This window comes from Aeribacillus sp. SP014 (assembly GCF_054055575.1).
Genome location: NZ_JBSRXI010000001.1, coordinates 3,167,955 through 3,181,664 on the forward strand (window position 1 = coordinate 3,167,955; position 13,710 = coordinate 3,181,664).

Below are 13,710 nucleotides of genomic sequence, written 5' to 3' on the forward strand. Positions count from 1 at the left end.
CGTAATCGTTTACAAAACAAGTGTTATTTTGCTACGACAACCATAAATGAATCCGTTCCTGCCTGCACGCTTTCGAGCGACTTCTTTTCGAGTGATTGAACGGCATCCATATTGGTGATGACAATCGGTGTGATCGTGCTTGCTGCTTTTTCTTTGATCAATGCAAGATCGAATGTCAGTAAACTGTCTCCCGCCTTGACTTTGTCACCGACCTTCACATGTCCAACAAATCCTTCACCGTTCATCATAACGGTGTCTAAACCGATGTGGATCAATAGCTCCAGTCCCGTCTCAGAACGAATACCAATCGCATGCTTCGTATGGAAAAATTGAATAACTTCCCCATTGACCGGCGAAACGACAATTCCGTCTGCAGGATCAATAGCCACTCCATCCCCCATGAGCTTTTGGGAAAATGCTGGATCAGGAACTTGTTCGATCTCGACTATTTTTCCGGTTAAAGGGGCTAAGAGCGTTTCCTCTTTTTTTCGAAACCATTTTTTTAACATTATGAACTCTCCTTTTAACCGCTTTCAAAACTTGTATATACAAGATGCTTTTATTTTAACCTGTATATACAAGTTCGTCAATAAAAAAGTGGCTCGGTTACATGATAGCCACTGAAAAAGTACTATATTTATTGGAGCCATTCTCAAAAAGAGAATGCATCCCCCCTATTTGAAATTCCATTACAGAGATACCCTATTTATCTTACATTACAAAAAATTCTTGTCGGCACCATCTTCCTCAACTTTTTTTGTAGCTTTATTTCTTCCATTCACTAGAAACAGAAATAATATTGGTACGATGATGATTGCTCCAATTATACTCCACAATATATCTGTTCCGCTTATGACTTGTTCTTTCAGCAATCGATAGTAGGTATATGAAGAATAGGGTAGCACTAGAAAGATGGAAGTGATTACACCAGGAGTGTATTTCCTTAGATAGAGTGCTTGCCCTAAATGTGTGAACACATGGGCAAAAAAGATAAACAGTAACATTAAAAAAATATAGTAAAAAGAGAAAATGACGGCTAAACATGTTGCTGTTGTAATGGTATGGAAAATCCAAAATACATCGTTCGCAAATTGAACAGTTGTCATCTGAAAGCTGCTATAAAAATATTTTCGTATTGATTTAGGTAAAACCGCAAGAACTTGTTCTTTGTTCTGTTTGGTCCACTTCTCTACCGTAAGAATCTCTTCGAAATCATGAAACATAAACAAAATGGGAAATAACCAAAGCACGCTAATCAAATGAAGTTGAGAATCCAACCAATCTAATACCATCTCAATCACCGCTTTTCGAACGATTTTGAATTCCGCTCAAAAACATCTGTCCTACTTTACTTTTTCTCCTGTTAATAAATATCGATGTACCAATCGTTCTATAATAGCAGCGATGGCCTCTGCTGCCACCCTGTGTCAATTTTTTCTTTTACAATTCCGAATCGCTTGTTATTGAACATATCAATCTTATTCGAATCTGATCACTGTCTCCTTGTCTGATTTGTTTTTTCTAAAAAAGTAAACAATTTGATAAACATGTTGGTTACAAAATTTTTGACTTCCGATAGCGATAGTTCAACAGATTTTTCCAACATCCCTTAGTTTTATTAACTGTTGATCAAAATTTTGAAATATTTGTTGAAAGATATCTTCCTTACTTTTGAAACGCAGCTTGTGTTAAGCTTTCGTTTGCAACAAATTCGCTTCTTTTGGTACTTTGAAAACCTTTTTTCGTAAAAAGCTCTTCTGGCATAGAAATAACTTTCTCTTACTCACTTCGCCTTTTTTTACAGCCAACAAGAGCCCCCTTTTTTATAACTAACTAATTAGTTAGTTATAATTATAGGAAAAATTTGCTTTGTTGTAAATAGGTTTTCAAAACAGTGAAGAATGGAAAGTACCGAAAGTAAAAAGCCTGAGGCGCTTAAAGCTAATGTCAGTCTTTACTTTCGCTGATAGAAAAAATTATTGCATTTATAATAAAAATTAATCAATAAGGTGAAAGCATAACGAGGCTGCCGCAATGGCCGTTAAACCGATGAGACAGCCGCTGTTTTTTGAATGGGGATTTATCCTTTGTTGCGCCTTTTTTCTCACACTGTAGACAGCACAAGCCAGATCCTATTCCGGGGATTATGTGTTAAAACAAGGATAGTATTAATTGGATATTAATAGGAACGAATAAAGCTAAATAGAAAACGGCGAAGAAGTTTGGACATTATTTTGAAGAAAACAGGGAGGCGAAAAGCTAATTTCAGACATCATTTTGTTTTTATCTCACGGTTTTGTCCAAAAAAACGCTTAATAGATCATTGCGGTTAATATATGTTTAAAATATTTTTGACTCGCTTGATTTCTTTCTTATTTTCAAACAACTCTTCCACAAGAATTTTTTGACCGTTTGCTACATCAGTGAGCTGTTTGTCCATCTCCTCGATCTTTTGTTCAACTTGGTCGAGCCGCTCATTGATTTCGACCAATTGCTGCTTCGTTTGTTCAAACTGCTGATCGGTTTGTTCAAATCGTTGGTCAATTTGTTCAAACCGCCGATCAATCTGCTCAAACCGTTGGTCAATTTGTGCAAACCGTTGGTTAATTTGTTCAAACCGGTTATTCGTTTCTTCTGAATGGTTTTTTAGCTGCTCAGCCAGTTCTTTAATCGCTTGTAAAATCATTTCATTTGTAATTTCAGCCATCAGTATGCTCCTTTCTTCATTATAAATATAACTATTATTATACCATATTGCGGTCATTTCGATATAATTCACATCAACTTTCATATAGTCACATGGTAATTGGAGTATGATGTTTAAAAACACTTTAAGCAATGTCTCTCTCAAATAGAGAAAGTTCGACACTCTCTACATTCTGTTTTCTGCAAGAAAAAAATACAGAGTGTTGCAGTATATCTTTATCAAAATTTTGAATAAATATACATATATGTGATCTATCCATCAAGGGCTTGACATGGATCCTCTGTAGCCATGATTCTTTAGCCAAGCGCCAGCTTCAACAGTTTTGGCAAAACCAAAAAAGGTTATCATGGCTCCTCCTCCATGTAAAGCCCCATTGCATATCACTGCATAAGGATTTTGCAATTCTCTGCACTTTTATTTTGCAAAAAACATACATTCGCAAGAGCGGTTATAGATACTTTTTGTTGATCTATTAAGAATCTATCACATTATTTCAGAATAATTTTCGCTGATTTTTCCATTTTCGGTTTTTCGAACGATTGTCTTTTGTTGCGTTTCATAATTTAACAACGATGTTTCGCTTATTGATCATTTAATACGATCAAATGATTATTTGTAATCTTTAACCATACTTCTTTTTGCGCAAGTTCAGAAGATGTTGAGTAGAGATTTTTTCATAACGTACTTTGTGTTTCTATCCCTTTTTTGCTCTTACTAATCGGTAGAGATCAAACGATGTCCTCGTTAACAGTCCGAATGTCTTTTCGTCTTCCTCAAAAAAAAAAATAGAAATTTCGGAAAAACTCTCTTTCGTTTTTGAAAGGCATCGCTTAAATAGATCCAACCTACTTTCTCATTAATTTCGAAGGAGCAGTTGAGAGATTGAATAGATTTCTGAACTGTTTTCGATCCTCAATTTCCTTATATTATTAGAAAATATTCATTCCTCTTTCATATATCTCTCTTCTCGTAATCGTAAACGACAGCTTCTCTCATTGACACTATAGTTATATGCCGGGATTTTTTTCAGGCGATACGGGGGTACCGGTTCTGACGTCCTTTTGATGAAAAATCGGGATTATTGAATTAAGATGAGAAGCTAAAAACTTTACACACAAATATTCTCCATAAAACTCCTCTCTATCATCAAGATTACGCAAAAACCCTTTTATCATCAGCTTTAACAATACGTCCTTTTTCACCAAAGGGGCTCCTCATGATCGACAAACGAATATAAAAATGGCAGCAATATCATACCCAAAACTGACAACAACAAAAATATCAACATAGTAAACTTGAATGGAAGCCCAAATACCTGTAATGCAAAAGATATGACCAATGGTACAAAAGTTGCTATACCCATTTTTTGTCTTGATTTCATTGTTGGATACATTTTTGTTCCACACTTAGGGCACTTTATTTCTTGGCTAAATTTGAACGAAGCACAAAATATGTTTCTCCAACTAAATGGATGGTTACATTTACAACATTTTGGCAATCCCATTGAAACTACCCCTTTTTACTTTATTTTACCATATGATATATATTTCTCTATGATTGATAACAACAATCTTTTAGAGAATAGCTTTTATTTTACACTGATGTAACCTGTTACAAATCCGTGGAGTGTATCATGTTTTCATGAGTGAAATGTTTGGATATTATGTGTGAAAATAAAGGCAGAAATTACACTTATTATCGGCATATAATAAATAATAAGTGTATGTATTAAGATGAAAAAGAGGAATATTGCAAATAATCAAGAATGATCAATGCCGATCTTTAGGTGAAAAGAGTAATAATAGCATGAAAAAGATATTTTTTATGAGTCAAAAGGATTTGTTAAGACAGAAGACTTAACCAAAGAAGGATTAAGCAAATATTATCGAAAGTTCGAACAAAATAATTAGGATCAAACGTGGATTTTACTGTTAAGCTGAATTTAAAAATAATGGGATCGATATGTTTCTCGTTTCAATGAATAAGTTCGGAACATAAAAAATATGATAAAGTAGAGTAAATATTTATGGATAAAATCAATTAACCTCCTTCTTTTTGGACGTTTTAAAGAAGGAGGTCTAAAAGCAATCGTACGATAGGCTTGTACAAAACAGATCTTATTTAGAAAAAATTTTTTCATCCTGTTGTTGTTAAGGCTGTTTTCGTAAGATTTGCTGCTTTGCGACTATCTAGGACAATCAAAAAGAAATAGTAAAACAACAATCTTTTAGGCAGAACCTAAACGATTTTTAGAAAGCGATTTTAATTTGTGTCATTTTGAATTTGAACACCTTAAAATGTTTCAGAAATGGCACGATCCATTTTCTCAGGAAGATCAAAATTATCCTCATGTTCTTTTTGAAAATGATGAGGTTCGATTAACAAGGAAACCAACACTCCTCCAACTAATGCCCAAAACGGTGAACTAATATTAAAAAAACTAATATCCGACATACCAATGATTAATGCGAAAAACGCTCCAACTTGAAATTTAGTTTCAGAAAAAGCACTTTGTAAAGAGTTCACCAGTACGCTAATCATTGCTAGACCAGCAATAGTACCAACGAGTACAGATGGTAGAGCCGTTACAAACGGTACGACGATGCCGGCAAGTAATCCAAATAAACTGAATAAAATACCGTTTACCACAACAGATGCATAACGTCCTTCCTTATTTTTCCCCGCTTCCTCTGAAGCACAAATGGCCGTCATAGGACCGGCAATATTTGCATTATGTCCTCCAAAGAAAGAAGTGACCATCCCACCAATTCCGCTTATTATTGTCATAACATTGACAGGCGGCTTGTATCCTTGAGCCATTAATACACCGGTTGCTTGAGCATTTTCTGCTCCGATAACTAAGAAAGCAAGCGGAATTGAAACAGATACTATTGCCTCAAGACTAAATGAAGGTATTAAAATTTGTGGAAGAATAAAACTACTTTGCTGATCTTGAATTTGAAATTCGTTCATGATTACTACTAAAATAACAGAAACAATGAAAGATGTTAAAATTGGCGGTATGACTTTAATAAATCGTACTGATAGCAAGTATACGAGAACTGCTACCCCTGCGATCAACGGGGCTTTTTCAATAGATGTAATCATTCCGGTTCCAAACCGGATCATGGCCCCAACAATCATCCCCATTACGATCGGAACGGGTATCCAGTTCATTATCTTTCCGATTGTACGAGTAATTCCTAGTAGTAAGACAATGACACCAGCCACAAAATAAGCACCCGCTATTTCATCTAAAGAAAACTGTGATAATGCACCTGCAACAAGTACTGCACCTGGAATAGAGTAAGCTCCTGCAATCGGCTGGCGATATTTTAAAGCCAAATAAATCCCCAACAATCCACCAAAGAAATAAACAGCAAAGAGCCACGAGATCGTCTGCTCATGTGTTAAACCACCGTCTGCTGCTCCACCAATAATAATTAAAGCTGGACCAGTACATCCAAAAATAGCGGCAAGTGTACCAGCGCTCACTGTGTTAATATTTAAATGTTTCGTAAATCCTTTTCGTTCGGTATTCATCGTATACCCCCTTTTATTATGAATTTTCTGAAAATAACTATTTTTTATATGCTCCCTCAACTATAGTTGGGGAGCACGAATAATTCGTATTTCAATATTATTTTCCTGTGAAATTCGGCTTTCTTTTTTCGACGAATGCTTCGACTCCTTCTTTGAAATCTTCTGTAGTGCGAAGCAATCCATAGGCTTTTCCTTCTATTTCAATTCCTGCACTAAGCGGTGTTTCTTCGGCTGCATTGAGTACTTGTTTACATACTTTTAATGCAAGCGGAGAGAAGTTTACAAGCTCTTCAACGAGTGAATCGACAGCGCTTTCTAGTTCTTCCTTTGGAACAACCTTTGTAATAAGGCCCCATTGATACGCTTCCTCAGCAGGAATTCTTCTTGCACGCATAATCATGTCTTTTGCGCGAGTTAATCCTACTGCTTTGGCCACCCTTTGTGTTCCGCCGCTTCCTGGAATCATACCAAGATTCATCTCAGGCAGTGCTAATAATGTGTCATCTGCTGCAATTCGAAAATCACATGCCATAGCAATTTCAAAACCGACTCCAAACGTATAGCCTTGAAGCTGAGCAATGACAGGCTTTGGAGAACGTTCTGGTGCTGCAACGTTTACAGCAAGATGTGATAATTCTTCTTGATGCACTTCCAAAAATTCAGGGATATTCCCTCCTGCACTAAATGCCTTATCTCCTTCACCTTTAATAATAATGACGCGAACATCATCATCTTTATTTAACTCATCAAAAATTTCTGGAAATTGCGAGCGAGCTAGCATGCTAATATAATTCATTTTTTCTGGACGGTCGAAAACAATTGTTGCCGTCTTTTTTTCCGGATTTTTTTCAACTCGAATGTGATCATATTGTTTTACTGCTTCCATGTTTTGGTTCCCCTTTCTTTTTTGAAAAAATTAAACGATTTTTTCACTTTCATTTATATATAGTTCAAATTCTCCCGTTTTGAGTTTACGACGGAGAATTTTCCCAACAGCGCTTTTCGGTACTTCTTGAATAAATACATATTTTCTTGGACGTTTAAAGTTTGAAAGTTTTGTATTATTTTTACAATAATCGTCAAGTTCCTGTATGGTAAGTGACGGATCTTTTGGTACGACATAGGCAGAAACAACTTGGCCCCAGCGCTCATCTTCTTCACCAATTACAGCAACTTCATGCACTTTCGGATGCTTGGCTAAAACATCTTCTACTTCAAGAGGATGTATATTTTCTCCGCCGGAAATAATCATATCATCGACACGTCCGACGACATATAAATCTCCATCCTCATCTAATTTGCCAAGGTCTCCAGTAAAATACCATCCATCCCGAATGGCTTTTTTTGTTGCATCCGGTCTATTCCAGTAGCCTTTAAAGCTTTCTGGTGATTCAATATTGGCAATAATTTCTCCCAGTTCTCCTTTTTCCACCACATCCTCTGGAGTTGCATGGCCATCAGGATCTGCCTTAACAATGCGGATATTTTGATGAAAGCCTGGCTTACCAGCACATCCTGGCTTTTCCATCACATTTGGATTGATCGTAAATGTATAAATTTCAGTGCTGCCATAATGGTTCACAAACACTTCAGGCTTTAACATTTCAATACATTTTTCCGTTAAAGCTGTTGTCATGGAAGCGCCCGCATAACCGATTTTTTTCAACTTAGACAAATCGTAATTAGGAAATTCAGCGTGATTTAACATATCGTGATATAACGTAGGTACTAAGTAAAGGCATGTAATTTCTTCACGTTCTATTAATTCCAACGCTTCCTTTGCATCAAAATCAGGTAGAACAACATATTTACCATTTAAAAACATAATAGATAGAAGGGAGCGCATTCCCATCGTATGATAAAGCGGCATTGTCCCTAATGTACTTTCCCCGTCTTGATATTGGTTTTGGATAATATGGGCTAGCGCTGCACTATATTCATTTTTGTGCGTTCGTGGAACTCCTTTCGGTTTTCCTGTTGTTCCGGACGTATAAAGCATAAGAGCGATATCGTTATCATCTATCGTTGGCTTTTCCAAGCTGCCAGGACTTCTTTCAACAAGTTCATTATAGTAGATATCAGCACCTTCCACTTCGCCAAGACCAATCAGTATTGGCTTTTGCTGAAGATTTGCTTTCAAAACGGATTCCTGGCTTACGATTTCGTATATGACAGCAGCAGCCTCTGCATCATTGACACAATACTCAACTTCTTTCACCGAAAGGCGAAAATTAATTGGAGTGTAAACGGCTCCAATTTTTTGCAGAGCCCAATAAATCACTGTGTTTTCAAGACGATTTTTTAAAAGGATCATAACGCGGTCATGCTGTTTAATGCCGATTTTTTGAAGTGAAGCAGCGACTTTTTCCACTTCGTTATGATATTGCCTGTACGTATACCTTCTGTCTCCTTCTACAACAGCAAGTCGATTTGGATGACGCTCAACAGCAAATTCAAAAAGAGTTAAAAGGTTCATATCATCATCACCTTTCCACCCGAGCATGATTACTATTTTCTTCAACTGTTTTTTGAATTGCTTCTATAATTCCAACATAACCCGTGCATCGGCATAAATGTCCTGATAGCATTTCTTTTATTTCTTGAACGGAAGGATTCGGATTTTTTTGTAAATAGTCAGTTGCTGACATTAAGATTCCAGGTGTACAGAACCCGCACTGAAGGCCGTGACATTCAATGAAATTTTTTTGTAATGGAGTTAATTGACCGTCTTCTCCCAAACCTTCTACTGTTGTGATCTCCTGCCCATCCACTTGAACCGCAAATATGAGGCAGCTTCGAACAGCTGAACCATTTAAATGGATCGTGCAAGCACCACACACACCATGTTCACAGCCGACATGCGTGCCAGTGAGACCGCACGTTTCTCGTAAAAAATCACTTAACAGCAATCTTGACTCAACTTGTTCTTTATACTTTTTCCCGTTGATCGTCACTTCAATTTCATGAACGCTCATTGGCTTCACCCCTCGCTCGTTCGTAGGCTGATTTCACCGTACGCACTGCCAATTTTTTCGAAAGATGTCTTCTATATTCAGCAGTTGCGTGTATATCTGACTCTGGATCTACCATTTCATCCACTATATCCTCGACTTTTTGGAGAAGGGAGTCAGATAAAACCTCTCCTTTCATCCATTCGTTTGCCCCTTCTATTAACAATGGCGTTGCTTCAACACCGCCTAATACAAGTCTTACATTTGTAATGCGATCTAAATGATCAATCGTTAATTGACAAGCAGAGGCAACGAGTGCAAAATCACCGTGACGACGAGAAACTTCATAAAATGAATATCCATTTCTTTCTTGTTCTATAGGAATGTGAATTTCCGTCAGCATCTCATTAGGCATTATGTCAGTTGTTAAATAAGTAATAAAGAAATCCTCGACGTTTACTTCTCGCACCTCTTCTTTAGAAGCAATATGAAGGGTCCCTCCGAGCGCCATCAATGAAAGAGGAATTTCAGCTGTTGGGTCAGCATGAACAAGACTTCCTCCAAATGTTCCCCGATTTCTCGTTTGAACGTGCCCAATAAAGGGAACCGCTTCACTTAGAAGCCCTAAATGCTTCTGAACTATATCCGATCTTTCAACTTCCGCCTGCCTCGTTAACGCACCAATTTTAACTTTGTCACTATCAAACTCAATAAATTGCAAATCATGAAGCTGATTAATGTCAATTAAACATTCTGGCGATGATAGTCTCATGTTCATTATTGGTACAAGACTTTGACCACCGGCAATGATTTTCCCGTCAAATCCTGCTTCTTCTAAAAGTGTTAAAGCTTCATCAACTGTTTTCGGGGAATAATAATCAAATTTTACGGGTTTCATATACTCCCCTCCTCGTTTAGTATTTTTAGAATCCTCTTTAGAGAGAGGCATTTTCCAGTTAGACTCTTTGATAACTTTTTCAGATAGTGTTGCTAACTGGCACTATCTGAAAAAGTTCCATTTTAGGGGTAGACTTTTCGTGATGCCCCTAGATAGTAGTATTAAGGATCATTGGGAGAAATCCATCAGCTATGACTACTTATAAAGTCTGTTTCTCCAGCTCTTGTTCGAGCTTCTAACCCGCAATCTTGTTCCCTCTGGCCACCAATGCTGAATGTGACAGCTTCCAGACAGCATGGATTAAAGCAATTTCTCGTGATTGATCAACAAGTGGGCTGGGGACATCCCGAATAGTCCTTTCCACAGATCCTTACATGAAAGGGGTTATTTTCAGGAAAAGGGCAAAAATCGCTTTACTGATGCTAAATGTAGCAAACTCCATTCAAAAGGCAGCCAGATTTTCTTATCGGTGCAGAAGACTCAATCGACCTTTTCATTTCGTCCACTCACAGTATGATCTAGCAGTTCAAAGGATTTGGAATTTCCAATTCCTTTGATTTTTGTGCTTGACTTGTATTTTCTCTATTTAAATAGATTGTTCGTTTTTCGCTAGTTCTTTATTAAACTTTTTAAAGAAGTCCTGAATGATTAATTTAGCTACACCATTTAGCATTCTTTGCCCAACCATTGCCACTTTTCCGCCAACTTCCGCTTCATACGTATAGTTCAATTCCGTCTTGTTATCGTCAATTGGAACAAGATCAACAACTCCTGTTGCTTCAACACTTCCTGGTCCGCCTTCCCCTTTTACAACGAGCTTATAATGGTTCGGTTTTTGAACATCAGCAATTTCAATGGTTGATTCATATTTTCCTTTCACAGCAGCAATTCCAATAGATACTTCCGCTTCATATTTGTTTTCATTGACAGGCTCTAATTTTTTACAGCCCATAATGCAATTTTTTAATGCCTCTGGGTCCAGCAGCACTTCCCATGCTTTTTCAATTCCTGCATTTAATGTTACGCTCCCTTTTCCGTTCATGATGAAACCTCCTGTTTTTTAGACTGATTCAAAATGTTCCATACTTTATTTGGTGTTACTGGTAATGAATCAATCGTCACACCATATGGCTTCAACGCATCATTTACTGCATTTGCAATGACAACAGGTGCACTCATTGTATTTCCTTCTCCAAGACCTTTAGCGCCTAATGGTGTAAGTGGTGACGGCGTCTCGATATGTTTGATCGTTACATTTGGTACTTCAGGCGCTGTTGGACATAAATAATCCATAAACGATCCAGTTAAAAACTGACCTTTTTCATCGTAGACAAGTTCTTCATACATGGCGCCGCCAAGCCCATGGACTAGGCCTCCCAATATTTGTCCATCGACAATAAGCGGATTTAATAGTTTTCCTGCATCGTGAACCGTGAAATAATCAAGAATGTGAATGTCACCTGTCTCTGGATCAATTTCAACTGTCACTAAATCAGCAACAAATCCATACGTAACCGATGAATTAATTAAATCCTGGTCATCCGGCGGTTCAGCCTGGGCTGTATAATAGGCTGTTTCATAAATTCCAGGCTCCATCCCTTCAGGTAAAGAAAGCGGATTCCAATGGGCTGATCCAACAACCCTTTTTATAGAAATAGATTTAGATGGATCGGTTTTGGAAACAATGTTGCCTTTTTCAATTGTTAAATCTTCTTCCTTAGCTTTTAAAAAATGTGCAGCAATTTTGATAAGCTTATTTTTTACCTTATGTGCTGCATAGTACACTGCACTTGATCCGAGTGACGCAAACCGGCTGGAATAGCTTCCAGAAGCAATGGACCATGCACTTGTTGCTGTATCAAGTTCAGCTACAACATTAATTTTTTCATGCGGAATTCCGAGAATTTCCGATACGATTTGGCTAGCGACCGTTTCATGCCCTTGTCCGGACGGTGTTGTACTAATGCGCACATTCACATTTCCCATAGGATCCATCGAAATCGTCGCCGCTTCTGAACAACCAGATTTCGGCAATCCTGCTTTTCTTTCCTCTGGAGTTAAGGCGATCGTAATGTACCCCATATTCGAACCGGATGGTTCAACGATAACAGCGAGGCCAACACCAAGAAGCTTCCCCCTCTTGCGTGCTTCAGCTTGTTTTTTTCTGAATTCATCATATTTACCGATTTTTAATAACAGATCAAATGCTTTTTCATAGTCGCCGCTGTCATACACTCCACCAGATGCCGTTCTGTATGGAAATTGTTCTTTTTTAATTAAATTCCGTCTGATCACTTCAGCTGGCTCTAATTTTAATTCATCTGAAATGATTTGCATGATCCGTTCAAGAGGGAAATACGTTTCTTGTCCCCCATATCCGCGTATAAGCCCTGTTGGCAATTTATTCGTCATAACGGCATACGCATCAATCATTAAGTTTGGAATATCATAGGCGCCGGTTGTGTTTGCATGGTTCCGGTACAGACATGCCGGCTCTGGTGCCCGGATATATGCACCAACGTTGTCAATCATTTTCATTTTTAATCCGAGTATTTTTCCGTCATTTTTTACTGCTGCTTCAATATATGTGACTCGATCCGTACAGCTTGAACTAGCTGATAAATGCTCCTGCCTGTCCTCGATCCATTTCACTGGACAGCCTACGAGACGGCTTACAACGGAACAAAGAACGATATACGGAAATATTCCTGCCTTAATTCCATAGCTGCCTCCAATATCTTTTGGTATAATAATCCGCAACCGATTGCTTGGAATTTTTAATGCACCTGCCATAATCGAATGGAGTACAAACGGTCCATGAAAGTTTGCGTGAACTGTATAACTATCAGAGCTATGATCGTATTGGGCGACAATACCATATGTTTCAACTGGTGTTGCAGAATATTTCGGAAAATGAAAACGATGCTTGATGATTTTGTCAGCCTGCTCAAAAGCCTTCTCTACATCTCCATAATGAAAAGTTCGATGATTAGCGATATTTGAACCAACATTTTCATGTAAAATAGGTGCTCCTTTTTCGAGCGCACGTTCAATATCTACAATTGGTTCAAGATTTTCATATTTCACCTTAATTTTTTCTAACGCATCCTCCGCAATATATCGGTTTTTTGCCACGACAACTGCTACTGGCTCACCTACAAAACGAACTTTATCAATAGCAATTGGATAATAGTGTACTGGAGCACTGACGCCAACACTAAAAGGATTTAATAGAGGATGTACATCCTTACCTGTTACAACACCCTTTACTCCAGGAATTTCTAAGGCTTCCGAATAATCGATAGACACAATTTTGGCATGCGGATAAGGGCTCCTTAAAATGGCCACATGACCAGTATTCGGCGGGGTACCGATGTCATCAATATATTTTCCCTGACCAGTCAATAATCTAGCATCTTCAACACGCGTCACTCTTTTCCCAATCACTTTACTCATTTAACTTACCTCCTTCCGAAGAAATCTCTCATAATTTTGTGGTGACTCAATAACTTGAGGATATTACGATCGCAGCAAAACAAATATCATTTCGAATTTTTGCCCTTTTGGCTCATCCCTTTAAAGAACTGGATGACCTTTTTATTCGATATTTT

11 protein-coding genes are annotated in these 13,710 nt (G+C 37.7%); all 11 read right to left on the bottom strand.

Going from position 1 to position 13,710, the window contains the following annotated elements; translation table 11 throughout:
• Window positions 1-23: 23 nt before the first annotated feature.
• The gene (locus tag ACVIJU_RS15525; protein WP_063386461.1) at window positions 24-509 is read right to left on the bottom strand and encodes a PTS sugar transporter subunit IIA; all 486 of its coding nucleotides are present in this window, start codon (window positions 507-509) and stop codon (window positions 24-26) included.
• A gap of 207 nt (window positions 510-716) precedes the next feature.
• Window positions 717-1,292, bottom strand: a complete 576-nt coding sequence (locus ACVIJU_RS15530) for an HXXEE domain-containing protein (protein ID WP_340855642.1) — start codon at window positions 1,290-1,292, stop codon at window positions 717-719.
• 1,037 nt (window positions 1,293-2,329) lie between these two features.
• Window positions 2,330-2,707, bottom strand: a complete 378-nt coding sequence (locus ACVIJU_RS15535; protein WP_063387544.1) for a hypothetical protein — start codon at window positions 2,705-2,707, stop codon at window positions 2,330-2,332.
• 1,198 nt (window positions 2,708-3,905) lie between these two features.
• On the bottom strand, window positions 3,906-4,211 hold the full coding sequence (locus ACVIJU_RS15540; RefSeq protein ID WP_066248242.1) for a TIGR04104 family putative zinc finger protein: 306 nt from the start codon (window positions 4,209-4,211) through the stop codon (window positions 3,906-3,908).
• Between the two features lie 788 nt (window positions 4,212-4,999).
• Window positions 5,000-6,250 (bottom strand): benzoate/H(+) symporter BenE family transporter, encoded by a 1,251-nt coding sequence (locus ACVIJU_RS15545; protein WP_456687741.1) that lies wholly within the window; start codon window positions 6,248-6,250, stop codon window positions 5,000-5,002.
• Between the two features lie 97 nt (window positions 6,251-6,347).
• Entirely contained in the window at window positions 6,348-7,136 is a 789-nt protein-coding gene (locus tag ACVIJU_RS15550; RefSeq protein ID WP_456687742.1) for an enoyl-CoA hydratase/isomerase family protein, read from the bottom strand.
• A gap of 30 nt (window positions 7,137-7,166) precedes the next feature.
• The gene (locus ACVIJU_RS15555) at window positions 7,167-8,726 is read right to left on the bottom strand and encodes a class I adenylate-forming enzyme family protein (RefSeq protein WP_456687743.1); all 1,560 of its coding nucleotides are present in this window, start codon (window positions 8,724-8,726) and stop codon (window positions 7,167-7,169) included.
• A 7-nt stretch (window positions 8,727-8,733) separates the two neighbouring features.
• Window positions 8,734-9,225, bottom strand: a complete 492-nt coding sequence (locus tag ACVIJU_RS15560) for a (2Fe-2S)-binding protein (RefSeq protein WP_063387539.1) — start codon at window positions 9,223-9,225, stop codon at window positions 8,734-8,736.
• Window positions 9,212-10,099 (bottom strand): FAD binding domain-containing protein, encoded by an 888-nt coding sequence (locus ACVIJU_RS15565; RefSeq protein ID WP_456687744.1) that lies wholly within the window; start codon window positions 10,097-10,099, stop codon window positions 9,212-9,214. Before ACVIJU_RS15565 ends, ACVIJU_RS15560 begins: the two co-directional genes overlap by 14 nt.
• A gap of 586 nt (window positions 10,100-10,685) precedes the next feature.
• Window positions 10,686-11,141: an SRPBCC family protein gene (locus ACVIJU_RS15570; RefSeq protein WP_094245378.1), complete on the bottom strand. Its 456-nt coding sequence runs from the start codon at window positions 11,139-11,141 to the stop codon at window positions 10,686-10,688.
• A complete protein-coding gene (locus ACVIJU_RS15575) occupies window positions 11,138-13,555 on the bottom strand; it encodes a xanthine dehydrogenase family protein molybdopterin-binding subunit (protein ID WP_456687745.1) in 2,418 nt (805 codons plus the stop codon). Before ACVIJU_RS15575 ends, ACVIJU_RS15570 begins: the two co-directional genes overlap by 4 nt.
• Between the last annotated feature and the right edge of the window lie 155 nt (window positions 13,556-13,710).

What these genes read in the sequence shown, in the direction of transcription:
- ACVIJU_RS15540 (WP_066248242.1), bottom strand. Translation starts at nt 4,211, where the DNA reads ATGGGATTGCCAAAATGTTGTAAATGTAACCATCCATTTAGTTGGAGA.
- ACVIJU_RS15545 (WP_456687741.1), bottom strand. Translation starts at nt 6,250, where the DNA reads ATGAATACCGAACGAAAAGGATTTACGAAACATTTAAATATTAACACA.
- ACVIJU_RS15535 (WP_063387544.1), bottom strand. Translation starts at nt 2,707, where the DNA reads ATGGCTGAAATTACAAATGAAATGATTTTACAAGCGATTAAAGAACTG.
- ACVIJU_RS15570 (WP_094245378.1), bottom strand. Translation starts at nt 11,141, where the DNA reads ATGAACGGAAAAGGGAGCGTAACATTAAATGCAGGAATTGAAAAAGCA.
- ACVIJU_RS15525 (WP_063386461.1), bottom strand. Translation starts at nt 509, where the DNA reads ATGTTAAAAAAATGGTTTCGAAAAAAAGAGGAAACGCTCTTAGCCCCT.
- ACVIJU_RS15575 (WP_456687745.1), bottom strand. Translation starts at nt 13,555, where the DNA reads ATGAGTAAAGTGATTGGGAAAAGAGTGACGCGTGTTGAAGATGCTAGA.
- ACVIJU_RS15565 (WP_456687744.1), bottom strand. Translation starts at nt 10,099, where the DNA reads ATGAAACCCGTAAAATTTGATTATTATTCCCCGAAAACAGTTGATGAA.
- ACVIJU_RS15530 (WP_340855642.1), bottom strand. Translation starts at nt 1,292, where the DNA reads ATGGTATTAGATTGGTTGGATTCTCAACTTCATTTGATTAGCGTGCTT.
- ACVIJU_RS15555 (WP_456687743.1), bottom strand. Translation starts at nt 8,726, where the DNA reads ATGAACCTTTTAACTCTTTTTGAATTTGCTGTTGAGCGTCATCCAAAT.
- ACVIJU_RS15550 (WP_456687742.1), bottom strand. Translation starts at nt 7,136, where the DNA reads ATGGAAGCAGTAAAACAATATGATCACATTCGAGTTGAAAAAAATCCG.
- ACVIJU_RS15560 (WP_063387539.1), bottom strand. Translation starts at nt 9,225, where the DNA reads ATGAGCGTTCATGAAATTGAAGTGACGATCAACGGGAAAAAGTATAAA.